Below are 25,275 nucleotides of genomic sequence, written 5' to 3'. Positions count from 1 at the left end.
GCTTAATTACCTTTAATCTCTAGCGCCTTAAGGATTAACCCGGATGGAGAAATACAGCGAAGCATCCTGCTGTGGCAGCAAAGTACCAACATTACCGATGATTTGACCATTGTTTGCGCTGGCACTGCCCTGACTGACACTCACGCCCGGTGGCGTCAGCAGGGTGGTATATACCGGAACCATATCCTGAATTACCACGGCATCCACTGCTTCAGCGCCTTCATTACGCACAGTCAGGCGGTACACTACACACTGGTTGGGTTTGACCTGAACGCCACTGGTGCTGTAAGTCAGACTGGCAAAATTGCTGCTGGCACACAGTTCATTCTTGGCTTGTGCCTTGGTCAGGCGTAACTGGTTGGGGTTTACGGTGGTGGTATCGGTATTTTGTACGCTGCTGGCACTCAGTCCGGCCACCTGTCCAGTGGGCGTCACGATCAGTTGAACCTGACTGCGGATGCCATTGGTAGCCGTAGCGGGGGCCTGTACCTTGACCAGTAATTGCACGGAATGACTGGGGCTTAATCCACTGCCTGCAATACTGTGCAAGTCACTAACGATGGGATCACCACTATCGAGCAAACCATTATTGTTGGCATCAAAATATAAGGTATAGCTAAAGCCGTCATTGACATTCAAGGCTTGCAGGCTTAGCAACACATCACCGGTATTCTGGCCTTCGGTCACTGCCCCGGTATTTTTTAAGGTATGCAAATAAACCGTGGTGCCGCCTGCGCGTACCTGACCCTGCTGGTCATTGGTCAGCTCAAGACGACGTGCCTGCGGCAAATTAACCTGATCCTTGATGACATCACCCTGCCCGTTGACTGGCGAAGTAATGGCAAACCACAGCGGCAATACCGTTTGTGACGCATTCACTGGGGCACTCACCACCGCACAGTAGGTCTTGCTGGCTCCAGCGGCTATAGTGCCGGAATTAACAATTTGCTGGCCCAGCGTCGTACAACTGGCGTCCCCGTTATAAAACTTGACATCCCAGCCCGTGGGCAGGCTGCTGGCTGTATTTAGCGTATTCAGGCTAATGGCACTAGCTGAGACAATTAAGTTGTAATTATTGCTACTGCTTCCCGTGTTATTAATCACCAGTGGAAAGGCAGTACTTTGTCCCGCCACTACAGACTTGGCCAGCCATGCACTGCCATTGTTATCAATGTTACCAACGCCAGTACCGCTGCCGTTACCATTGGTCAAATCGGTAGCGCCCTGACTGGCAATCTGGTTGATCTGGTTGCGCACCGGATCAGACACTGTGCTGTTGGTGGCCGAACGTGCCTGTACATCAATATTGATCACATTATTGCTGCTACAGGTGGGCGTGGTAATCACTATCACCTTGATCAGGCGGGCCTGACCACTCGCCAGCGCCCCGGTATCAACCAGTCCATCACCATTGCTATCGTTCAGCGGGCTTCTGCCATCAGCAGCAAAAAACTGCACTTGCGCACAGGCAGGCAGATTGCTGGCTGAATAACTTAAATTATAGGTATCGCTGGTGTTGCCAGTATTCCAGACATAGTTGTCAAAGCTGATGTCTTGTCCAGCCACTGCCCCGTCTTTAACAATCAGGTTGTGCGGGCTACTGGCCGGATTGCCATTATTACTGCTGGAGAGTGAGTTATTGTTAAGCACCACACCCAGCTGATCCTGACGGGTAAACACCACGGTATTGGTGGTGGTGGTTTTTACTGGCGTGGTGTTAGTGCCGTTATACTGGCTATAGCTGCCGGTATTGGGAATTTTCTTGTCGGCCGTACTACGAACCGCGGCCTTAAAGCTCACCGAACCACTGGTTAATGGGGCAATGCTGTCCAGCCCAAACTCAATCTGGCTACTGCCTACCAATCGATAGCTAATGCCCGTATTGCTAGCATTTACCGTGCCTTCATTGTCATCGGCATCGGTTAAGGTAGTGCCGCTCGACCAAACTGCACTGCCCGTCTGATATTGCAGCGAGGCATTTAACAGGTCTGTCAGGGACAAACGTCCGGCCGCAGTTCCGGTATTGGTATAGGTAAAGGTATAAGTAATAATGGCACCATTGCTGCCACTGCTAATGCTTTGTGACTTGGTGACATTAATCACCGCCTGATCCACCACAGTGACCACATCGGTGACCAGCTGGTTTAAGGCTGGATTTTGCTGGCTGGTGGCTTGCAGGGTAATGCTGGACTGACTGGCGGCAGTGCTATTAACCGGCACTGAACCCACCACCACTACGGCCAGCGACTCACCGGATTCCAGACTTACCTGCGTATTGTTCAGGTTGACATTGTCATCAGCAACGCCATCCTGATTGCGGTCGGCATAGACCGACAGGCCCGTCATATTAAAGGCTGAACTTAGCTGGGTCAGGGTCAGCAAATACTGGTCCGCACTATTACCAGTGTTGGTGAGTAAATGCGGGAAGGCCACCGGCGCGCCCAAAGTTGCAACCTGCTGCTGGTTTTGTTGCAGGGTGAGTGCATAGACTTTCTGGATGGTCAGCGATACCGGATTGGAATTGATAACCTGTACATTGCCCTGTTCATCGACATAATCACCACTGGCAATATTGGTAATCTGGCTACCGGGAACCGGCAGGGCTTGAACTGCCTGAGTGACCAGTAACAGGAGGCCGGTTAGCCCAGTCGTTTTTATCATTGTTGTGCTAACCAGTGTTTTAAAATGCCAAGGCCTGCGCATGCCTTACCTCATTCCAGTTTATTAAAGGTGGTGAGATCGCCTCACGAAAAATGTGAACTATTGCAAATTACGGGCAACATTTGTGTCAGGATAAACTTTATTTGATCCATTTACTTTTATCAATTGGGATATATGCCTTTACGATAAAATAACCAATCCAACGGATAGTTAACGCTACGTTAATTTTTGTTTAAATCGGTTAATGTTATTGTTGCGCCATTAACGCGTAGTATGCCGTGGCGCTGATTAATTTATCAACAGTTTTTTCAACAAAAACCTTCTCACTTTCCAAGGCTATTCGTATTGTTGCTTTTAACAGGATTCACTAAAACTATTTCACGACAATGAAATAGAAAAACAGTTAGGTACAAGCCCTGATTGCCACGCTGTATTGGGTAAGGTATCATCTTACCCGTTGATTCAGCCTGATGAGCAGCTTAAGGGCATTGGCTAACCTAGCCCTCAAACATCAGCTTTTTTCGGTCAGGCTAATTTTTTCAACTGGCAAAAATAAAAACCATCACCGCCCTGCGGTTGCGGTAACAATTGAATTCCGGCTTCTTGCGCGATGGCACCTTCAACACTCAGGGGCTGCAATTGAGCCTCAGGATGACGCGCCATAAATGCCAGCATTTGCTGCTGGTTTTCCTGTTTTAAAATGGAACAGGTTACATACAGTAAGGTGCCGCCCACCTTTAATTGTTGCCACAAGTGATCCAGCAGTTTTGCCTGTAACTGTACGGTTTGCTGCACATCGCCCGGCTGGCGTAGCAGGCGAATATCGGGATGACGACGAATCACACCCGTGGCGGTACAGGGCGCATCCAGCAAGATATGATCAAACAAGTTGTCCGCTTGCCATGTGGCAGCATCCGCAGTAATGACGCTGACCTGTGGGCCAGCCAGTTGCAAACGCTCAAGGTTTTCATGCACACGGCTCAGGCGTTTTTCATCATTGTCCAATGCCACCAGTAAAGCCGGACTATTTTTTTCCAGCAAGTGTGCAGTCTTGCCACCGGGCGCGGCACAGGCATCCAGCACACGTTGATCATTTAAACTTCCCAAAAACGGCGCACACAGCTGGGCATGTTCATCCTGTACTGAAAACCATCCTTCCGCAAATCCGGGCAATTCTGTCACCTGCACCGCCTGCTGTAGCACAATCCCATCACTGGACAACTGACAGGGCGCTGCCGCAATGTTCTGCTGCTCAAGTGCCTGCAAATAGCCACTGCGTGAGCGCTGGCGGCTATTGATGCGCAAAGTTAATGGCGCTGTTTGCCGCAAGGTCTGGCTAATGTCATTAACCTGTTGTGGCCAGTCTTTTTTTAGTTGTTGATATAGCCATTTTGGCAAGCCATGATGCTGGGTAAAACTAGCCTGAATGCTTTCCATTTCACGGGTAGCACGGCGTAACAGGGCATTGATCAGACCACTGGCCTTATCCAGCCGGAGCTGCTTAATGGCTTCAACCGTTTCGCTAATGGCGGCATGCGCTGGAATGCGGGTTTGCAATAACTGGTACAGACCCAGCAGCAGGGCAATGTGTACCCGGCTGTCACTTAAGGGCTTGGCCAGCATGGGCTGAATCTGGGCATCCAGTGCAAACCAGTGGCGCAACGTACCCATCACCAGTTCGTTCAGCAGACCTTTGTCCTTAACCGGGGTTTGTTCCAGCGCTTGCGGCAGAATCTGGTTCAGTGACTGGCCTTCATTTACCTGTTGCAACAACACAATGACCCGTGCACGCAGGTTCAGGCGTACCGTTTTAGGCTGTGCTTTTTTAGGCTGTGGCTTTTTATGCTGTACTGTTGTTCTGGCATGCGGCTGGTTTTGTTTGAATGGACTCATTGCAGCACCTGCCCGGCCTGAATTTTTTGAGCCTGCAGGATTTGTACACTGTTTAGCGGTTTGCCGCCCGGCCATTGCAAACTGGTGAGCTGTAATACCGTTTGATTGCCACAGGCCACCTGAATGCCATGCTTATCTACCTGAATGACCGTACCCGCTGGCTGCTCACTTTGCGCATCACTACACTGGGCAGACCAGACCCGTAAAACCTGCGCATCGCCCCTGTTATTCTCATTACTACTGCCACTGTCACTTCCACTATACAGCGTGCAAAACGACACTGGCCACGGCTGATAGGCGCGAATCTGGCGGTCAAGCTCGGACGCAGGCAATAGCCAGTTAATCTGGGCTTCTGCTTTTACCAGCTTTTGTGCATAGGTGGCGTGCGCTTCGTCCTGCTGTTCACGCTGGGCCTGATAATCCTGCAAGGTTTGCAGGCTGGCTAAAACCGTGGTGATGGCCTGGCCACCCTGTTGTGCCAGCTTGTCATGCAGGCTGCTGCTGGTTTCTGTGGCTGCAATCGGACAACTGGTTTTATACAGCATATCACCCGTATCCAGTCCGATATCCATTTGCATGATGGTAATGCCGGTTTGCACATCGCCTGCCAGCAGCGCACGGTGAATTGGCGCTGCACCACGCCAGCGTGGCAATAGTGAGGCATGAATATTCAGGCAGCCAAAACGTGGAATGTCCAGCACGGCTTTGGGCAAAATCAGGCCATAGGCTGCTACCACCATGACATCTGCTGCATAGTCCTTAAGCTGGGCTTGGGCTGCCAGTCCTTCCTCACTGCTGCTTTTTAGGCTTAAGGGCTGGTGCACTGGCAAACCATGGTGCAGCGCCAGTGACTTGACTGCCGAGGGAGTCAGCTTCTGGCCACGCCCGGCAGGACGATCCGGCTGGGTGTATACCGCCACAATCTCATGGCCTGCCTCAATCAGGGCTTGCAATGCAGTAGCGGCAAATTCGGGAGTTCCGGCAAAAATCAGCTTCACGGGTATATTCTGGGATCATGCTTAATGAATGGCCTATTATAGCCGACTCCTGACAGAAACTGGCGAATGCCAGATTTCAAACCGGAAAATGTTTTGTCGCCACATAAAATTTAATCAGTTAATCACTACGGACGATGGTTTTAAGCTGAGCTATGACTGCGCCCCAGCATTTACCACTTAAATAAAATCATGCTTAACGCCAATACAGCCATGCCACTCACCAGTCCATACACGGTTTCATGGCCCTGTGCATAGCGCTTGGCGGCGGGCAACAACTCATCCAGTGCCAAAAACACCATCACGCCGGCAATCATGCCAAACACTGTACCAAATACCGTTTGCGACAAATACGGTGCCAGTAAGGCATAACCAATCAGCGCGCCCAGTGGTTCGGCCAGCCCGGAAATCAGGCTTGCCCCCACGGCATACCATTTGTTGCGGGTGGCAAAATACACTGGCACGGCAATGGCAATCCCTTCAGGAATATTATGAATGGCAATTGCCGCCGCCAGCGGTGCACCAATACCGGGACTGTCCAGCATGGAAAAAAACGTGGCCAGTCCTTCTGGAAAATTATGCAGGGTAATGGCCACTGCGGTGAGCAGGCCAACCCGCTTGATATAAGCCGTATTGTGCTATTGATAAAGGGGATCGCTGGTTTCCAGTGCCTGATGCGGATTGGGAATCACATGATCCAGCAGCACAATGGCAAACACACCGGCCAGAAAAGCCAGTGTGCCATAGGTAAAGCCCAGCCGCTCACCGTAGACACTGTTAAACGCGGCAATGGATTTGTTTAGGATTTCCGACAGCGACACATACACCATCGCGCCACCTGCAAAGGCCAGTCCAAATGCCAGCAAGCGCGGACTGGGTTTTTTACTGGCCAATACCAGAAAGCTGCCAACCACGGTGGCAAGTCCAGCCGCCAGTGTGACTGCAAACGCAATGATCAAGGTGGAGGTTGCAATTTCAGGCATGAGACATATTCCAGACATGCTGTATCAGTACCATGAACCTGAACTATTTAAACTTCAAGTTCAGCTGGTCAGGATTTTGTGGTCTGGGTATCTCGTGCCTCCACGTGCTCGGTTATGCTGTTTTGGTGGACAATACCTTGGGGTGAATGCGGGGATAATCCACCGGCGTGATTTATGCTGACCCGTTAAAAACGGGCCTACTCATCAGGATGGTGGGATAAATGAATAATCGCCGCCAGCAAGCCGCCCCACAGCAGCACAATCGACAATATCATCATAAATACAGCGCTGCTATTCATGCGTGTTCTCCAGTGTTTGGATCAGGTTTAGCGTCTGGCGCTGCCGGGCTACGCGGCAAATAGTGCAGCACAATCGCACCAATCAGGCAACACAGCACACTGCCCCAGCCAAAGGTGCCCACCAGCCATGCCGGATAGTCACCATAACCTTCCTGAAACAGGCTATTCATGGTTAATCCCAGCGCCACAATCAAACTTAATGGCGCAATAATACTCAGCAGAACCTGCCAGCTCTTGCCCAGTTTAATACTGGAAACCTCGTTGCTGTGCGCCGTATATTCCCTGAGTTTGCCCCGGATCAGCCACGCCACCAGCACAATTGACAATAACGCTCCCAGCACCACCCCAATGTTATTGATGAAATGGTCAATAATGTCTACCAGACTCATGGCACTTGCGGTAGAAAACAGAAGAGTTGACAGGATGGCTGTACCGCCACCAATGCCCAGCACCGCTTTTTTGCGGCTACAGCCCGTCTTGTCCTGAATGGCACTAATCGGCACTTCCATCACACTCACCAGTGAGGTAATCCCGGCAAAGACCAGTGAGCTAAAAAACAGGAATCCAAACCAGTCGCCACTGCTGCCCAGACTGCTGATCAGCTTGGGGAATGCAATAAAGGCCAAACCAATTCCGCCACTCACCACCTCTTTAACCGGAACTCCCTGTGCATGGGCCATAAAGCCGAGTGCAGAAAACACCCCAATCCCGGCCAGAATTTCAAACGAGGAATTGGCCAGCCCTACCACCAGACCAGCGCCAGTCAGGTTGGCTTTTTTGCCCAGATAAGACGCATAGGTCACCATGATGCCAAAGCCGACTGACAAGGAAAAAAAGATGTGGCCATACGCGGCCAGCCAGACTTTATAGTCAGTCATGGCCTGCCAGTTCGGGGTAAAAAAAGCATTTAGGCCTTCTACGGCACCCGGCAAGCGTACCGCCTGCACCACCAGAATCATGAACAGCACAATCAATAGCGGCAGGAAAATCTTGTTGGACAGCTCAACCCCGCGCTTGACGCCCAGATATAAAATCAGCAGCACCAGCGCCCACATGCCCACAATGGGAAAAAACAAATGTGGAATAAGCTCAAAGCTTAAAGTGGTTCCACGATTGTTTTGCAGGTATTGCTGCAAAAAAAACTGTTCGGGGTTGCCCTGCCATTTTTGCCCAAAGGAAAAATACACATAGCTTGCGGCCCAGGCCAGCACACTGGCGTAATACAGGCCAATAAACAGGCACACCATGACCTGCCACCAGCCCAGTGATTCGGCCTTGGGTGTAATCTGCTGATAGGCCAGTGGCGGTGAACGCCGATATTTGTGCCCTACAACATAATCCAGAAACAGTAATGGCAAACCAGCCGTCAGCAGGGCAATCAGGTAAGGCAATAAAAATGCACCGCCGCCATTTTCATAGGCAACATAAGGAAAGCGCCAGATATTGCCCAGACCCACCGCAGAACCGACTGCCGCAAAAATAAAGCCTGAGCGCGCTGACCAGTTTTCACGAGCTTGTGTCATGCTAAACGTCCTTGCCGGATATCATTAATAAGCGGGAATTATAGCTAAAACCCCATGGCTGCCTCGTAGCTCCCGGGCATAAAAACTGCCCCGGGCGGTCATCGTTATTTGGTCATATATCCCATGGTGGTGATTTGTGCTATGACCACCCTGAAACTGACTCTTTTGCCAAGGTAATCCATCTTGCCATGGCTTTGGGTTTACTGGCCGCAAGTGGCTTACTGCTTGATCACCAGCACCCGTTCTTCGGTCATGTCCAGCACTGCCGCACGGATGCCTTCACGGCCCAGTCCACTGTCCTTGACACCACCATACGGCATGTTATCCACCCGGAAAGTTGGCACGTCATTGATAATCACACCACCCACATGCAAGCTGTCCCATGCCTTGAACATTTTGTTCAAATCGTTGGTATAGACTCCGGCCTGCAAGCCAAAACGGCTCTGGTTAATCCGTGCGATACCTTCATCAAAATCACTGTATTTTTCCAGAATCACTACCGGGCCAAAGGCTTCATGCTGATACACATCGGATTGGGGATTGACGTTTTCCAGCACGGTGGCTTCCAGCATGACACCACTAATTTCACCACCCGTGAGCAAATTTGCGCCTTCATTCACTGCGGCATCAATCCAGCCTTTTAGCCGTACAGCTTCTTTTTCCTTGATCATTGGCCCAACCACGGTATCGGTTAACGCCGGATCAGCAGCTTTCAGGGCTTTGGCACGGGCCACAAACTTGGTTTTAAGTTCATCATAAATTGCTTCATGGGCCAGAATACGCTGCACGCTAATGCACACCTGCCCGGCCTGTCCAAAACTACCGGCAATCAGGCGATCCAGTGCCTTGTCCACATTGGCATCTTCTTCCAGCATCACTGCTGCATTGCCACCCAGCTCCAGCACCACCTTCTTGCGGCCGGAACGCGCTTTCATGTCCCAGCCCACCTGATCGGAACCGGTAAAACTTAGCAGCTTAAAGCGGTCATCGGTGACCATACTATCCGCAGCATCGCGGTGGCATGGCATGATGGAAAATGCCCCTGCTGGCAAGTCGGTTTCTGCCAGCACTTCACCAATAATAATGGCGCTAATGGGCGTCAGGCTGGCTGGCTTTAGGACAAATGGACAACCTGCAACAATGGCTGGGGCAATTTTGTGAGCGGTTAAATTTAAGGGAAAATTAAACGGGCTAATCAGGGATACCGCGCCCACTGGCACACGCTGCACCATGCCGCGATAACTGGCTGCGGCTTCGGTCACTGCCAGTGGCATCACCACGCCCTGATCCATTTGCGTGACAGCATCCGCGGCCAACTGAAAGGTACTGATCAGGCGTAAAACTTCGGCTTTGGCTGCCCCTATTGGCTTGCCGCCTTCAATCACCAGAATTTGTGCCAGCTCATCACTACGTTCTTTAAAGCGCTGCACACAATGTTGCAGGATTTTTTGTTTTTGATAGGGCTTTAATGCAGCCATGGCCTGCTCGGCATTGACGGCAGCAGCTATGGCCTGATCTAAGGTATGCGTATCGGCCTGTGCCACCCGGCTGGCCACCTTGCCGCTAAATTTGTCAGTCACCTCCAGCCATGATGTCGTTTCGACGGGCTGGTTCGCCAGATACAGGGGATACTGGGCTTTAAGCTGAAATGGCTGGCTCATTTGCGGTCCTTGATAGCACGGGGTTTACTCAGTACCACAGCATAGCGTTTTTTAAGCAGCAAACAAACCGCTGTGTGTGCGTTGATTGTAGAGGCAATCCGGCATCCTGTTTTAGTCACTATAAACTGCTGGACTGGGCATTAACGCTGTTGTTCCATTGGCCGTCAATGTTTAGCTTTTATTAATTTTTGCCCGTGAGACCTGCCAGAACGGGTATTGTTCGCTATATTAGCCGCATGATTCTCAGCTTTTCAGGAATAATACGCGCATGAGCCAGCATAGCTATGATGTGGTCATTATTGGGTCAGGCACTGCCGGACAGTCGGCATACAACCAGGTGGTCAAACACACCAGTAATGTGCTGGTTGTTAATGCTGGCCCCTGGGATACCACCTGTGCGCGTGTAGGCTGCATGCCCAGCAAGTTATTAATTGAAGCAGCCAAGTATGCACAGGCCAGCCAGCATGCCAGCGAATTTGGCATTCATAACCAAACCCGCATTGATGCCAAAGCAGTCATGCAGCGCGTGCAACACTTGCGTGATTACTTTACTGGGCATGCGCAGGCTGTGGTCGATCAATGGCCTGCCGAACACAAAAGACAGGGCAAGGCGCATTTTATCGATGCCACCACGTTTAAGGTGGGCGAAGATACTATTTCCACCAAAGCCAGCATCATTGCCACAGGCTCTATTCCGCGTGTTGATCCGCAATGGCAGCAGGCACTCAAGCACAAACTGCTCACCAGCGATACCATTTTTAACCTTCCGGCCTTGCCCAAAAGCATAATTGTGGTTGGTAGCGGCGCCATTGGCATTGAGCTGGCACAGGCACTGGCCCGGCTGGGGGTTGAAGTGACCCTCATGGGCAAAGGCAATGACATTGGCGGCCTGAGCAACCCTGACTTGCGCAAGCTGGCCACTGCATTGCTCACCCGGGAACTTAATTATATTGATAACAGCAGCATTGAGCAGGTGTACCTTGAGGCAGATCAGGTGGTACTGCATTATCATCGCAGCCTGCCGGGCCAGCACAACCAGCATAGCGGGCAGGTTAAAGCCGAGTACCTGCTGGCTGCCATTGGCCGGGAAAGCAATATCAATACGCTGGGTCTGGACAATATTGATACCAAATACCAGGGCATCAAAGGCGCTATCCAGCATCCACTCACCATGCAACTGGATGACCTGCCCATTTTTATTGCCGGGGATGTATCCACCACGCAAGCATTGCAACATGAAGCAGCCAATGCGGGCCGAGTTGCTGGCATTAACGCCGCGCATTACCCGGAGATTCAGCCATTTGAACCTTATACCGGCTTAAGTATTGTATTTAGCCAGCCGCAAATGGCCACGGCAGGCCAGTCGCATCAGGCATTAACCCGTGCCAACACTCCATTTGCCTGTGCCGAAGTGTCTTATCGCACTCAGGGCCGCGCCACCATTCAGGACAAGAACGAAGGGGCCATTCAATTGTATGGCTGTCCGCAAAGCCATAAACTTCTGGGAGCCGAATTGCTGGTTCATGAGGCCGAACATCTGGCACATTTGCTGGCGTGGTCCATCCAGCAGGGCCTGACTATCGAGCAGTTACTGGCCATGCCATTTTACCACCCGGTACTGGAAGAAGGCCTGCGTACAGCGCTAGTGCGCCTGCGTGCACAATTGCCGGAACTGGCGCCATGAGATCTTTATCACAGATGTTTTAAGCATTTTTGGGCGCGTCACTCAGAAAATCTGGACAAAGATAAACCCTGCAAACTTACAAAGGCAGCAATGCTCTTACCAAAAGTGCACTTAGGCTTTAATGAACGCTACACGTCCTGTTGTTAGGGTAAATAGCAATTAAACCCATGAGGAGCATTTCAATGAGCAACAATGTTGATCACTATCCCAAAGGCGCCCCGGCACAACAACAAACCCATCAGCCGGGTGATCAGGATGCCATGTATCCAGCACCGGAACTTATCAAGGCCAGCCATAAGGGCAGCGGCAAACTGGATGGCAAGGTCGCGCTGATCAGTGGCGGTGATAGTGGCATTGGCCGTTCGACAGCCGTGCTGTTTGCCCGTGAAGGCGCTGATGTGGCCATTATTTATCTGGATGAAAATGACGATGCCGAACAAACCAAAAAACTGGTAGAACATGAAGGCCGCCGTTGCCTGATCATTCAGCAGGATGTGGGCGACCACGAGGGTGTGAAAAAAGCGGTGCAACAGGTGATTCAGCAATTTGGCAAAATTAATATTCTGGTGAATAACGCCGGGGTGCAATATCCGCAAAAAGACATTACCGATATTGATGATGAACAACTGGAAAAAACCTTTAAAACCAACATTATTGGCATGTTTAATACCACCCGTGCTGTATTGCCGCATTTAAATGAAGGCGACAGCATCATCAACACCACCAGTATTACCAGCTATCAGGGCCATGAGGAACTGATCGACTATGCCTCCACCAAGGGAGCCATTACTACTTTCACCCGCAGTCTGTCCAGCAACCTGATGAAACAAAAGCGTGGTATCCGGGTTAATGGCGTTGCACCGGGGCCAATCTGGACGCCACTCATTCCCAGCAGTTTTGATGCCGAGGAAGTAGAAAATTTTGGCAAGGACACGCCAATGGGCCGTATGGGGCAGCCGAGTGAAGTTGCACCTGCGTATTTATTTTTGGCGTCGGATGATGCCAGTTATATTACCGGTCAGGTGATTCATGTGAATGGTGGATCGATTGTTAATGGCTAGAATAGCCTGACAATACACAGCACCCATCACTTAAAAGCTCTGACTTAAAAGCTTTAACTTAAAAGCGCTGCGCTAATAGTAACTGCATTAATAGTGATTGGGTGAATAGTAATTGAATGACTACGGATTGGATCAACAGGGCTTAAATAAACAGTGCGCTGGCTTGAAAGTCATTAATAAGCTTCCATCAAAAAAGCTGAAAACGCACGATGCTGTTTTCAGCTTTTTTCATTAATCAGCTCGCGGCTTTTAACGTTGACTTAATCTGATCCAGCCTTATTGTTCGACTTTAATCAGTTCAACGTCAAAAATCAGCGTGCTGTTTGGCCCAATGGTATTGCCTGCGCCGGTTTCACCGTAACCCAGCTTGGCTGGAATAAAGAAGCGGTAATGTGCGCCTTCTTTCATCAGTTGCAGACCTTCGGTCCAGCCTGCAATTACCTGATCCAGCGGGAAAGTAATCGGCTCACCGCGGTCAATCGAGCTGTCAAACACGGTGCCATCAATCAGTTTGCCTTCATAATGCACAGTCACCTTGGCCTTGGCGGTTGGGCGCTTGCCCGTACCCTGTTTGATCACTTCATACTGTAATCCGCTAGCCGTAGTAGTGATTCCGGGTTTTTTAGCATTCTCCGCCAGAAACTTGGCACCGGCGTCGCTATTTACCTTGCCCTGCTGCTCAAAGACTTTCATATCCTGCGCTTCCTGGTTGTGCTTGTATTCCAGCAAGGCTGCTTTCATTTGCTCTTCGCTTAAGCCAGCAGGCTTGCCGGCGTAACCATCACGAAAGCCCTGAATGAAGGTATTTACATCCAGATCCTTAACGGCTTCGGTGTTACTTTTACCCATGATATAACCAAAGCTATAGCCCACTTTTTGCAGTTCGGAGCTATTTTCATTAATGCTGCTGGCCGGGCTGCTACTGGCTTTCTTTGTGCTTTTGGCAGGTGCTGCGTAAGCTGCGCCATACATGCTCAATACACCGCAGGTTAATCCCAAAACAATTTTTTTCATGATTTCAATTCCATTACTTGCATTAACCTGAGGCAGTTACTGATGTGTCTTGCAGGTTAGTTGCCACTGACTTGGCAAATGACTGATAAAAAGGTGTTAATACAGCAACACGATAAAATGACGGTAAACATAATCCTAGCCAAACCGGCAGTAACTGGCCTGAAGCCAATACTGCCTGATGGTTAGGACTCACCTGTTTAAGGATTTACCTTAATCAGTGTCACATCAAAAATCAGGGTGCTGTTAGGCGGAATGGCTTCACCTGCACCGGTTTCACCATAGCCCAGGCTGGCTGGAATAAAGAAACGGTAATGCGCGCCTTCTTTCATCAATTGCAGGCCTTCAGTCCAACCCGGAATCACCTGGCTTAAACCAAAGGTCAGCGGTTCGCCACGCTTGATGGAGCTGTCAAACACCGTGCCATCAATCAGCTTGCCTTCATAGTCAACTTTAACTTCGGACGATGCCGTGGGCGTCGCACCGGTGCCTTCCTTGATAACCTGATATTGCAGGCCGCTGGCTGTGGTGATTACCCCCGGCTTCTTGGCATTGGCTGCCAGAAAGGCCTCACCCGCCTGAGTGGCGCTACTGGCTGTTGCCTGTTGCTGCTGTTGTTGTTGTTGCTGTAAGTGCTCTTGCTGCTGCTTTTGCACTTCCTGCTGATAGGCCATTAATGCCTGATTAATTTCCTGTTCGGTAAAACGCGGCGTTTTTTTGGCCTGACCATCGCGCATGCCTTCAGCAAACAGCTCGGTGTCCATCTCCGGTGGCGTCTGGCTGCTCACCTGATAGCCCAGTGCATAGCTGATTTTCTGAATATTACTGGTGGCAGCATTGCTGGTCTGACCAGTCTTGGCATGCTGACCCGGAGTGGCCTGTTTGGCCAGATAAACCGGAGTTAATGCGCCACCGATGATGATAGCTGCAAGAACAACGGGAAGCGCTTTACTCATAAAAATTCCATCATTGATACAATCATTGTGCCTGCTGTGCATGACATGCTCTTTTTATCACACTGGCCAGCAGTTTTCATTACCCTAACGTGAGCATAGATTAGCGCTTTTATCTGCCTTGCCAAGTAGTTGCAATGATTTTGCGCAAATTTTTTGTTAAATCCTGACTTGTCCTAATTTTTTAAGGCAGCAAATGCAGCAATGGCCCGGTCACGGCTTGTTGCCAGATCAACCATCGGTGCCGGATAATCCAGCGTTCCGGCTTTTACACTACGCGATAAATGTGGGGCATGAATGGATTTATTGTCCAGATGCGCAAGTTCCGGTAACCACTGGCGAATAAAGGTGCCATCGGGATCAATTTTTTGTGACTGGGTAATGGGATTAAAAATACGAAAATACGGCACGCTGTCGGTGCCTGTGGAGGCGCTCCATTGCCAGCCACCATTGTTGGCCGCCAGATCGCCATCAATCAGGTGCTGCATAAACCACTGCTCACCCAGCCGCCAGTCAATCAACAGATTTTTGCTTAAAAACATGGCCACAATCATGCGCAGGCGGTTGTGCATCCAGCCGGTTTGTTGCAACTGGCGCATGGCAGCATCAATTAGGGGAAAACCGGTCTGGCCCTGCTGCCAGCGTTGCAAGTCATCGGGTACCTGCCGCCATGCCAGTTTTGCAGTGTGCTGCTTAAAGGGCTGATGACGGCTGACCTGTGGAAAACCCACCAGAATATGCTGGTAAAACTCGCGCCATAACAACTGGGTAATCCAGGTATTAATTCCTTCATCCGGGCCAAACAGCTCGCCATTGGCCGCCTTTAGTGCCGCATGCAGGCATTGCCGAATCGAAATAATCCCTGCGCTCAGGTACGGCGATAACTGGCTGGTGCCGCTTAAAGCCGGAAAATCACGCTGCCCGGCATAATCGGTAATGGCTTCATCAGCAAAGTCATCCAGCCGTTGCCAGCCATGGGCCTCACCAGCCGGCCAGCATTGCACAATGTGCGGATCAACCGGCTGAAAACCAGCAATCTGTTGTGGTACAGGGTCGCTTTGAATGGGTAATATTGCCTGTGGCTCAGGTGCGGGCAATATTTGCGGAAGCTGGTCATACAGATGTTGCTGGCATACCCGTTTAAACTGGCCAAACACCTTGAAATAACCACCGCTTTTGGTGGTGATACTGCCCGGCTCAAACAGCAACTGATCCAGATAACTGCTAAAACCAATATGCTGCTGTTGTAAGTGCTGCTGAACTGCGGTATCACGAAGCCGTTCATTCACGGCATATTCGGCATTACAATGCACCTGCTCAATCTGGTACTGCTGGCAAATGTCTAGCAACACACCGGGAATGTCCTGCCACCAGTCACAATGGCGAATCAGGAGCGGGATATTTAAACGACTCAGGTCTGCCGATAATTCAATGAGTTGACGCCGCCACAGGTCAACCTTGCAGGCAGCGTCATCATGCTGTTGCCACTGCTTGGGCGTAATGATGTACAGCGCAAGCACTGGCCCCTGACTGGCTGCTGCGTCCAGTGCAGTATTGTCGTGAATACGCAGGTCGCTACGAAACCAGTGCAGGTGCATACGGTTTATTCCAGATGGATGCTTGTTTTACTCAACGGTCACACTCTTGGCCAGATTACGCGGCTGGTCTACATCAGTACCGCGCAACACCGCCACATGGTAAGACAGCAACTGCACCGGCACGCTATACACAATTGGCGCAATCCAGGCATTGGCGCTTGGAATATACACCACATGCTGACGGTCACTATTGGCAATACCGCTATGTTCATCGGCAAATACAAATAGCTCGCCACCGCGCGCCTGCACTTCCTGCATGTTGGATTTGAGCTTGTCCAGCATGTAGTCATTGGCAGCCAGCACCACAACTGGCATGTCGTTATCCACCAGTGCCAGCGGGCCATGCTTTAATTCACCGGCTGCATAGCCTTCGGCATGAATATAGGAAATTTCCTTGAGCTTGAGCGCGCCTTCCAGTGCAATCGGATACTGCGTGCCACGGCCCAGAAATAGCGTGTGGCGTTTTTCCACAAACTGGCGTGACATGGCTTCAATGTCCTTGTCCAGCGCCAGACACTGATTAATGATTTTGGGCGTCTGCCACAGCGCCTGCACCAGTTCCTGCTCCTGTGTAGCATCCAGTGAACCATTGATTTTGCCCAGTTTTAATACCAGCAGCATCAGGGCAGCCAGCTGGGTGGTAAAGGCCTTGGTGGAAGCCACACCAATTTCTGGCCCGGCCTGGGTCAGCAAATGCAGGTCGGTTTCACGCACCAGTGATGAAGTGGGCACATTGCACAGGGCCAGCGATACGATATTTTTCTGGGTAGCAGCTGCACGTTTCTTGATGTCGCGCAGGGCTGCCAGGGTATCCGCCGTTTCACCGGACTGGGAAATATACACAAACAGGGTGTTGTTGAGCACTACCGGACTGCGGTAGCGGAATTCACTGGCAATTTCCACTTGGCAGGACAGGCCAATTAGTTGTTCGCACCAGTATTTGGCCACCATGCCAGCATGATAGCTGGTGCCACAGGCAATGATTTGCACATGCTGAATGGCTGGCAAAACCTCAGTGCCACTGCTTAAAAAATCATCTTTTAACTGGTTGTGATCCAGCCCGACTGACAAGGTATGCTGAATGGCATCCGGCTGCTCATAAATTTCCTTGAGCATATAATGCTTAAAACCGCCCTTGTCACTGCTGCTGACACTAATATCCAGCTCATTAACAGCCCGGCTGACCAATTCGCCCTGATGGTAAATTTCAACATCGCTGCGGGTCAGACGTACAATGTCGCCTTCTTCTAGGTAAATAAAGCGGTTGGTCACTGGCAGCAGGGCCAACTGATCAGAACCAATAAAATTCTCGCCAATACCAAGACCCAGCACCAGTGGTGAGCCTTGACGTACCGCAATCAGTTCATCCGGATGGCTGGCATCAATAATGCCCAGCGCATAGGCACCATGCAGGCGCGGCACAATGGTTTGTACCGCCTTAAGCATGTTATTGTGCTGTTGCAGTGCCTGATGCACCAGATGTGCCACTACTTCGCTATCAGTCTGTGACTTGAACACATAACCCGCCTGCTCAAGCTCGCTTTTAAGTTCCTGATAGTTTTCAATAATCCCGTTATGCACCACAGCCACCGTACCAGACATATGCGGGTGGGCATTGTCCTGTGTGGGCTTGCCATGCGTGGCCCAGCGGGTATGTGCAATACCAATGTTGCCATCTATTTTTGATGCTTTCACACTGGCTTCAAGTAGCGCCACTTTGCCTGCTTCACGCGCACGACTAATTTGCCCGTTTTCCAGCAACGCCACCCCGGCAGAGTCATAACCCCGGTATTCCAGCTTTTTTAAGCCTTCAATCAGCACCGCGGCCACATGACGCTCTGCAATTCCCCCAACAATACCACACATAGCTTTTACCTTTTATTTAATCGGGTTTTTCACGGGACGCTGATAGTTTTCAATATTGCGTTGCTGCCCGCGCGCAACAGCCAGAGTTTCATCCGGGACTGCCTTGGTGACCACTGAACCGGCACCCACCGTTGCCCCATTGCCAATCTGTACGGGAGCCACCAGTGATGAATTGGAGCCAATGAAAGCCTTATCGCCAATAATGGTTTTGTGCTTGTTGGCACCGTCATAGTTGCAGGTAATGGTGCCTGCACCAATATTGCTGCCAGTGCCAATGATGGCATCGCCAATATAGGCCAGATGGTTGGCTTTGCTGCCCTGACCCACCTGTGAATTCTTGATTTCTACAAAATTGCCGACGTGCACGTCATCTGCAAGTGCCGTGCCGGGACGCAAGCGGGCAAACGGGCCAATATGCGCGTTACTCCCCACCACCACCTCATCCAGAATGCTATACGGCAGAATAACTGTGCCAGCGCCCACTTTGGCATTCTTCAGAATACAACCCGCACCAATCTGCACACCATCAGCCAGTTCACATTCACCTTCAATGACTACGTTGACATCAATGCGCACATCCTGCCCGGTACTTAGATGACCACGCAAGTCAAAGCGCGCCGGATCACTCAGGGTAACACCGGCTTTAAGCAACTGCTCAGCCTGATAGGCCTGATAACGGCGTTCAAGCGCTGCCAGTTGCAGGCGGTCATTCACGCCTTCCACTTCAAACTCATATTCTGGCTGAACGCTGCCAATATCTAGCCCCTCAGCCACCGCCATTTCTACAATATCGGTTAAATAATATTCACCCTGCACATTATTATTGGACAGCTTTGGCAACCAGCGGTGCAAACAGGCATTGTCCACGCAGTAAATACCAGTGTTAATTTCAGTAATCTGGCGTTGCTGTTCGCTGGCATCCTTGTGTTCCACAATACGCTGGATCTTGCCGTCCTTGCGCACAATGCGGCCATAACCAGTGGGATTGGCCACTGTTAAAGTCATCATGGCAATACCGCCACGGGCTGCTTCCTGCAATTGTTTTAGGGTCTGGGCACGAATTAATGGCACATCACCATATAAAATCAGGCTTTGCCCACTGGCAGGCAAGACTGGTAGCGTCACCTGTACTGCATGGCCAGTGCCCAGTTGCTCGGTTTGCTCTACCCAGTCTACCGCCTGCTGGCTAAAGGTGTTTCTTACATAGTCACTGCCATGACCAATCACGGTAATGACCCGTTCTGCACCCAAACGGGTGGCCTGCGCAAATACATGGCCCAATAATGGCTGTCCGGCCAGTGGCTGTAACACCTTGGGCAGGCGCGAATTCATGCGTGTTCCCTTACCTGCCGCCAGAATAATTACCGATAATGTCATTGTTGTTTAAACCCTAAACCTTTTAATCCCAAATCGTTAAATTGCGCCATAAGCTGTAGCCACAACTAATCCGGCGTATAATACCGCAGCCGCAATGATTCCTGCCAAAATATCGTCAACCATAATGCCAAAACCGCCAGTGAGCTGATGGTCGGCATAACGGATTGGCCACGGCTTCCAGATATCAAACAGGCGAAACAAGCCAAACGCCAGCAGAATTCCCAGCCAGTGCATCTGGTTAAATACCATCAGCGGCAGCAATACAATGCTTTGCCCGGCAAATTCATCCCAGACAATGCGTGCATCATCATGCACCTGCATAATGTCAGCGGTACGGTCACAAATCCACACGCCTAGTACCGTCATTAATACAATGCTAATAATGGTTGCACTAATACCAAGCCACAGCCATAGTGGGGCCAGAAACAGCACCACAAATGAAGCCACTGTACCCGGTGCTTTGGGAGACAAGCCAGAGCCAAAGCCCACGCCCAGACTGTATAAAATCTTGTCCAGCAACGAAAGCTGATAAAAATTCACGGTAATTTTCTGCGCAGGCTGTTTAGTCAAAATGCTGATATCCTTGCAAATTCATTGTATAGGGTTGTTGCTGATACCATAAGGTCAAACCTGGGCTAGCTATGATCTGGCCTATAACCTGTAACTGAAACTGTCCGGCATAGTGCTGACAAAACTGTTTAAAGCGTTCAGGTGCTATTGTAAAACACAGTTCATAATCATCACCGCCAGTCAATGCCAGTTGCCATGCCTGTTCACGCGGCAATTGCTGTAACGTAGCTGACAATGGCAACTGCTCCAAATGCAGAGCTGCGCCCACCCGGCTAGCCGTTAAGATATGCCCCAAATCCTGTGCCAGTCCATCCGAAATATCCAGCATGCTATGGGCATAGCCATTTAATGCCATGCCCAGCAGGTTACGCGGCTGTGGATAATCCAGGCGTTCCTGCAACTCACTGCCGGGATGCTGAAGCGCATAGGCTGCATCGCCCAGCGTATTGGATACCACAATCAAATCACCGGGCTTTGCCCCATCACGCCGTATCGCCTTCCCCGGCTCTACCCAGCCCAAGGCCGTCACCGTCATGCTTAACACGCTGCTTTGAGTCGTATCTCCACCGATTAACTGTACTTGTTCAGGTGCGCAACAGGCAAAAAAACCATGGCTAAACTGTGCCAGCCAGTCCTGATCAACCTCAGGCAAACTAATGGCCATCAGTACAGCAAATGGTCGGGCGCCCATGGCTGCAATATCTGACAAATTAACCGCTGCTGCCTTCCAGCCAATGGCATGAGCAACCGTGTCAACTGGGAAATGGCGACCCGCGACCAGCGTATCACTGGTAATGACCAGTTGCTGGCCAGCAGGCGGCTGGATAAGGGCGGCATCATCGCCAATGCCCAGCACCACACTACTGGCCGGGTCATTTGATGCGGCTAAAGCAGTGTGCTTAAAATACTGCTGGATTAACGCAAATTCATTCATGGGCAGAACATAAATTTCAGCAGCAACATTGGCATAACCTGTTTTACTGGCACAACCTGTTTTTCCATAAAAAAACCGCCAAGGCTAAGCTGACGGTTTTAGTGAATGCACTCAGGCGAACTCAAGCTCTCTTTCGAAAATACGTAACTCGTGACGTGCCATGGCCAGATTAGACTTGGCCCGGTCCAGTACCAGATACAAGAACAGTTGCTGATTGCGTTCCAGTGGCCGGATCAGGTGATACTGCTTGCTTAGGCTAATCAGGATATCTTCAATATTATCATCCAGTTGCAAGTTTTCAGCCACCTTACGCTTGGCCAGTACCACCTCGGTATTGCCAGCGGCTGCCAGCTCAAGGTCAATACCGCCACCCAACGTGGACAATGTCAAACCACTGGTGCAATCCACCATGGCTGCCGCAACAAAACCGTCGATTTTGCTTAACGGTTCAAGAGAAAGTTTGCCCATATCCTGCCTCAAAATCATGCTTTCCTTTACTGGTTTTTCTCGGCAGCCCGTAATTGCTGGGCGAGCCGATCCAGTACCCCATTCACGTACTTGTGACTATCCGTTGCACCAAAATGCTTGGCCAGCTCAATGGCTTCATCAATGACCACCCGGTAAGGCACTTCAAGCCGGTCACGCAACTCAAACGCACCCAGACGCAAGGCGGCCAGTTCCACACCATCTAATGCACTTAAGTCACGATCAATCAATGGCTTAATCAGCTCATCCAGTGCTGTAGTATGCTGGATCACCTGCGTTAGCAACTGGTGGTAATAGCCAATATCAACCTTGTGCATGGCATTTTCAGCACGGGTACGCGCTTCAATTTCATGTACCGGGTTATGGGTCATTTGCCATTCATACAAGCCCTGCAAGGCAAAACGACGTGCCTTGCGTTTGGCAGCAAATGTGGTGGGATACTTAAAGCTGTCTTGCTGCTCACTCATGTCATTAAATCGCCTTGAGTAAATTAACCATTTCAATGGCAGTAACTGCGGCTTCACTGCCCTTGTTACCGGCTTTGGTCCCTGAGCGTTCAATCGCCTGTTCAATGCTGTCAGTGGTCAGTACACCGTTAATGACGGGCAGGCTGTATTCCAGACCGACCACGCCCAGACCCTTGGCACACTCACCCGCCACAAAATCAAAATGCGGAGTGCTGCCTCGAATGACTGCACCCAAAGCAATAATGGCATCATACTGGCCACTGGCAGCCAGTTTTTTGGCCACAACAGGCAATTCCCAGGCACCAGGTGCACGCACAATCGTAATATTGGCTTCATTCACGCCGTGTCGTTTTAACGTATCTACAGCGCCGTCCAGCAAATGCTCGACCACAAAGCTGTTAAAACGGCCCACCAGAATGGCATAACGGTCTTCACCACCCTGATGCAATTGACCTTCAACAGTACGAATGCTCATGTTTAACCTCAAAATTAATTAATAACCAGTTAATAATGTAAATGCCTGATCAAGCTGCCTTTACTTTCCACGCTTTAAGCACATAGAAAGTAAAGTTATGAAACAAGATGATTTATCTCTGCATGCTGGTGAAGCAAGACTTCACGGTACTTAATGCTGAACCCCTGCATTGCGCTTAAGACAGGGCTTTAGCCTGATAGAAAACCACACTTGCGAATGAGGAATATATTCCGCAAGGTCTCATCGCTTGCAGCCTATGAGATAGACAGGTCGCAAGGTGCAGTGCCTCCGCTTTATCCACACAGAAAATCATACTTACGTCACAGTGTGACTCATCTCTTGCGCTCGGGCAGCGATTATCAATCGCTGCTTATCCTCTTTGCTCAGCCATAGCCTTCGCCTTGCGCTCGGGCAGCGATTATCAATCGCTGCTTATCCTCTTTACTCAGCCATAGCCTTCGCCTTGCGCTCGGGCAGCGATTATCAATCGCTGCTTATCCTCGCTCAGGTGCCAAATACTCCACCACTTCCAGATCAAAACCGGACAGGGCATTAAAGCGCAGTGGCGAACTGAGCAGGCGCATCTGTTGCACCCCCACATCACGCAAAATCTGTGCACCCACACCAATGGTGCGGTACTGCTGCGACAAGGCCTTGGAAGAAGGTTTGCCATCCTGCTTAGCAATATTCGCCAGTGCTGTACCCAAATCTTCTAGTACTGGCTGGCCAATCCATACCAGCACACCACGCTCACTGGCAGCAATGGTTTTTAAAATGCTGTCAAGATGCCAGCCAGATGTCTCCTGCTGTACATGCAGTAAATCACGCACCGGATTAAAGCCATGCACACGCACAGTGCTCACGCCTTCCGCCGGGTTGCCTTTAATGAGTGCGACATGAATGTCAGGACTGCCTAATTCGCGGTAGCGGCGCAGACGGAACTGGCCATATTCGGTATCCAGTTGCTGCTCATCCAGGCACTCAATGGTTTGCTCATTGGTCATGCGGTAATGAATCAGATCAGCAATGGTGCCAATCTTGATGCCATGTTTTTGTGCAAATACTTCAAGATCAGGACGGCGTGCCATTTCGCCATCTTCCTTGATGATTTCACAAATGACCGAGGCTGGTTCAAGACCCGCCAGTCGCGCCAGATCACAGCCTGCTTCGGTATGGCCTGCCCGATGCAGTACGCCACCCGGCTGCGCCATTAATGGGAAAATATGCCCCGGCTGGACAATATCGGTTGGCTTGGCCAATGGGGCAACTGCGGCTTGCACCGTACGTGCCCGCTCCGCTGCCGAAATGCCCGTAGAAATCCCTTCGGCGGCTTCAATGGACAAAGTAAAATTAGTGCCATGCTGGGCGCCATTGCGCTCCACCATCAGCGGTAAATCCAGCTGCTTGCAACGCTCCTTGCTTAAGGTCAGACACACCAGACCGCGCGCATGCGTGATCATAAAGTTAATGTCTTCCGGGCGCACATGGCTGGCGGCCATGATGAGGTCACCTTCATTCTCACGGTCTTCGTCATCCATCAGAATGACCATACGACCGGCACGGATGTCGGCAATTAGCTCTTCAACGCTGTTGAGCTGCATGAAATTTACCTTGATAAAAAACTATCCGGTGCATTGTTAAGGCTTGCACTGAATTAAAAAAACGTTTGGCGGGCTATTCTACCGATTTTTTCGCTGTTTTGCCCAACTTTAGTCGACATATTCTTATTTTCATGTTAACGCACTGTTGAGCATCACAGCGTCTGAATGCCTTTATGCTGCAAAATACACAGGCACTTTATGATAGTGCTTAAACCGCTTATGGCTTTTGACTGCATTTTCCCGCGCATCTTGATTTGTTTTATCAGTCTGGGTTGTTCTATAATAAGCCATCACTGGGGAGTAGCCGCAGTGTTAGCCTTGTAAAGGTTCACACTGGCAGTCGTCAACATACTTGCTTAACAGCCACCCGATCTGGGCTGAACTGGCATGGCGGCTGTAATCCTGCTGCTGGGATAATGCAGATGTTTGCTTCAGGCATCGTACCGTTATTATCTGGCAGGACTGGCAAGACCTTTGATTTTATCTTTGTTTCACGCTAGTCCAATCCTTCTGGACTGGTGCGGCACGTCTGGGCTGGCAAAAGATAAAATCACTGGTTTAATGTGCCAGCCCGGAACCTGACTATGGATGCTTTCCTGATTTCTACCGGCCTTGTCGCGCTTGCAGAAATGGGCGACAAGACCCAGCTCCTTGCTTTATTGCTTGCTGCCCGCTATCGCCAGCCGCTGCCGATTCTGATTGCCATTTTACTGGCCACCCTGTTTAACCATGCCCTGGCAGCAGCCTTGGGAGCATGGCTTGCCGATTTTTTAAATGCCGAAGTATTGCGCTGGATTCTGGGCATTTCCTTTATTGCCATGGCCGGCTGGATGCTGATTCCCGACAAACTGGATGATGAAGAAGACAGTATTGGTCGCTGGCAGCGCTTTGGCGTATTTGGGGCCACTTTTGTGCTGTTTTTTCTGGCTGAAATTGGTGATAAAACCCAGATTGCCACTGTGGCACTGGCTGCACGTTTTGACAGCATCCTCATGGTACTGGCAGGCACAACGCTAGGCATGATGATTGCCAATGCACCAGCTGTTTTTATTGGTGACCGGCTGGCTGGCCGTTTGCCAATTAGCCTGATTCACCGCATTGCCGCGCTGATTTTCCTGCTGATTGGCATCAGTGTATTTTTGTTTAAATCACCTTAAAGCCTGTTTTAGTCTGGTGA

Annotated in this window: 20 protein-coding genes and 1 pseudogene; 3 read left to right on the top strand and 18 right to left on the bottom strand. The window is 50.6% G+C overall.

Translation table 11 applies throughout. From position 1 onward, the window contains the following. Positions 1–27 precede the first annotated feature (27 nt). From E2B99_RS09450 to E2B99_RS09420, 7 genes and pseudogenes are all read right to left on the bottom strand, one after another. Positions 28–2,661, bottom strand: coding sequence for a hypothetical protein (locus tag E2B99_RS09450; protein ID WP_240687788.1), 2,634 nt, complete (start codon positions 2,659–2,661; stop codon positions 28–30). 525 nt (positions 2,662–3,186) lie between these two features. Next, positions 3,187–4,554, bottom strand: a complete 1,368-nt coding sequence (gene rsmB, locus E2B99_RS09445) for a 16S rRNA (cytosine(967)-C(5))-methyltransferase RsmB (protein WP_134244728.1) — start codon at positions 4,552–4,554, stop codon at positions 3,187–3,189. Beyond that, positions 4,551–5,552, bottom strand: coding sequence for a methionyl-tRNA formyltransferase (gene fmt / locus E2B99_RS09440; protein ID WP_134244727.1), 1,002 nt, complete (start codon positions 5,550–5,552; stop codon positions 4,551–4,553). The genes rsmB and fmt overlap by 4 nt, the downstream gene beginning before the upstream one ends. A gap of 170 nt (positions 5,553–5,722) precedes the next feature. Further along, positions 5,723–6,532 (bottom strand): annotated as a pseudogene (gene zupT / locus E2B99_RS09435) (zinc transporter ZupT). Between the two features lie 197 nt (positions 6,533–6,729). Then, the gene (locus E2B99_RS09430; protein ID WP_134244726.1) at positions 6,730–6,831 is read right to left on the bottom strand and encodes a methionine/alanine import family NSS transporter small subunit; all 102 of its coding nucleotides are present in this window, start codon (positions 6,829–6,831) and stop codon (positions 6,730–6,732) included. Continuing rightward, positions 6,828–8,354 (bottom strand): sodium-dependent transporter, encoded by a 1,527-nt coding sequence (locus tag E2B99_RS09425; protein ID WP_134244725.1) that lies wholly within the window; start codon positions 8,352–8,354, stop codon positions 6,828–6,830. The genes E2B99_RS09430 and E2B99_RS09425 overlap by 4 nt, the downstream gene beginning before the upstream one ends. Before the next feature lie 218 nt (positions 8,355–8,572). Next, complete coding sequence (locus E2B99_RS09420; protein WP_134244724.1) at positions 8,573–10,015, bottom strand: aldehyde dehydrogenase family protein; 1,443 nt, start codon at positions 10,013–10,015, stop codon at positions 8,573–8,575. 268 nt (positions 10,016–10,283) lie between these two features. On the opposite strand from E2B99_RS09420, the gene E2B99_RS09415 reads away from it, so the two are divergent. Both E2B99_RS09415 and E2B99_RS09410 read left to right on the top strand, forming a co-directional pair. Further along, complete coding sequence (locus E2B99_RS09415; protein WP_134244723.1) at positions 10,284–11,699, top strand: dihydrolipoyl dehydrogenase; 1,416 nt, start codon at positions 10,284–10,286, stop codon at positions 11,697–11,699. Positions 11,700–11,881: 182 nt separating this feature from the next. Further along, complete coding sequence (locus E2B99_RS09410) at positions 11,882–12,760, top strand: SDR family oxidoreductase (protein ID WP_134244722.1); 879 nt, start codon at positions 11,882–11,884, stop codon at positions 12,758–12,760. Positions 12,761–13,036: 276 nt separating this feature from the next. On the opposite strand, the gene E2B99_RS09405 is transcribed toward E2B99_RS09410, so the two are convergent. From E2B99_RS09405 to ribBA, 11 genes are all read right to left on the bottom strand, one after another. Further along, positions 13,037–13,774 (bottom strand): FKBP-type peptidyl-prolyl cis-trans isomerase, encoded by a 738-nt coding sequence (locus E2B99_RS09405; protein ID WP_134244721.1) that lies wholly within the window; start codon positions 13,772–13,774, stop codon positions 13,037–13,039. Positions 13,775–13,971: 197 nt separating this feature from the next. Next, complete coding sequence (locus E2B99_RS09400) at positions 13,972–14,727, bottom strand: FKBP-type peptidyl-prolyl cis-trans isomerase (RefSeq protein ID WP_134244720.1); 756 nt, start codon at positions 14,725–14,727, stop codon at positions 13,972–13,974. 173 nt (positions 14,728–14,900) lie between these two features. Then, on the bottom strand, positions 14,901–16,322 hold the full coding sequence (gene phrB / locus E2B99_RS09395) for a deoxyribodipyrimidine photo-lyase (protein ID WP_134244719.1): 1,422 nt from the start codon (positions 16,320–16,322) through the stop codon (positions 14,901–14,903). A 27-nt stretch (positions 16,323–16,349) separates the two neighbouring features. Further along, positions 16,350–18,188: a glutamine--fructose-6-phosphate transaminase (isomerizing) gene (glmS, locus tag E2B99_RS09390; protein WP_134244718.1), complete on the bottom strand. Its 1,839-nt coding sequence runs from the start codon at positions 18,186–18,188 to the stop codon at positions 16,350–16,352. A 12-nt stretch (positions 18,189–18,200) separates the two neighbouring features. Continuing rightward, positions 18,201–19,565 (bottom strand): bifunctional UDP-N-acetylglucosamine diphosphorylase/glucosamine-1-phosphate N-acetyltransferase GlmU, encoded by a 1,365-nt coding sequence (glmU, locus tag E2B99_RS09385; protein WP_134244717.1) that lies wholly within the window; start codon positions 19,563–19,565, stop codon positions 18,201–18,203. Positions 19,566–19,601: 36 nt separating this feature from the next. After that, entirely contained in the window at positions 19,602–20,135 is a 534-nt protein-coding gene (locus tag E2B99_RS09380; RefSeq protein ID WP_240687787.1) for a phosphatidylglycerophosphatase A family protein, read from the bottom strand. Beyond that, complete coding sequence (gene thiL / locus E2B99_RS09375) at positions 20,128–21,069, bottom strand: thiamine-phosphate kinase (RefSeq protein WP_134244715.1); 942 nt, start codon at positions 21,067–21,069, stop codon at positions 20,128–20,130. The genes E2B99_RS09380 and thiL overlap by 8 nt, the downstream gene beginning before the upstream one ends. A gap of 111 nt (positions 21,070–21,180) precedes the next feature. Beyond that, the gene (locus tag E2B99_RS09370) at positions 21,181–21,537 is read right to left on the bottom strand and encodes a roadblock/LC7 domain-containing protein (RefSeq protein WP_134244714.1); all 357 of its coding nucleotides are present in this window, start codon (positions 21,535–21,537) and stop codon (positions 21,181–21,183) included. Between the two features lie 26 nt (positions 21,538–21,563). Then, positions 21,564–22,022, bottom strand: coding sequence for a transcription antitermination factor NusB (gene nusB / locus E2B99_RS09365; protein WP_134244713.1), 459 nt, complete (start codon positions 22,020–22,022; stop codon positions 21,564–21,566). Positions 22,023–22,026: 4 nt separating this feature from the next. After that, entirely contained in the window at positions 22,027–22,497 is a 471-nt protein-coding gene (ribH, locus tag E2B99_RS09360; RefSeq protein WP_134244712.1) for a 6,7-dimethyl-8-ribityllumazine synthase, read from the bottom strand. 494 nt (positions 22,498–22,991) lie between these two features. Further along, positions 22,992–24,098, bottom strand: a complete 1,107-nt coding sequence (gene ribBA, locus E2B99_RS09355; RefSeq protein ID WP_134244711.1) for a bifunctional 3,4-dihydroxy-2-butanone-4-phosphate synthase/GTP cyclohydrolase II — start codon at positions 24,096–24,098, stop codon at positions 22,992–22,994. Positions 24,099–24,682: 584 nt separating this feature from the next. Here ribBA and E2B99_RS09350 point away from each other — a divergent pair. Further along, a complete protein-coding gene (locus E2B99_RS09350) occupies positions 24,683–25,255 on the top strand; it encodes a TMEM165/GDT1 family protein (RefSeq protein WP_134244710.1) in 573 nt (190 codons plus the stop codon). Positions 25,256–25,275: the final 20 nt, after the last annotated feature.

Source organism: Alkanindiges illinoisensis (genome assembly GCF_004377485.1).
Taxonomy (GTDB): Bacteria; Pseudomonadota; Gammaproteobacteria; order Pseudomonadales; family Moraxellaceae; genus Alkanindiges; species Alkanindiges illinoisensis_A.
This window is presented reverse-complemented; position numbering and strand designations above follow the sequence as displayed.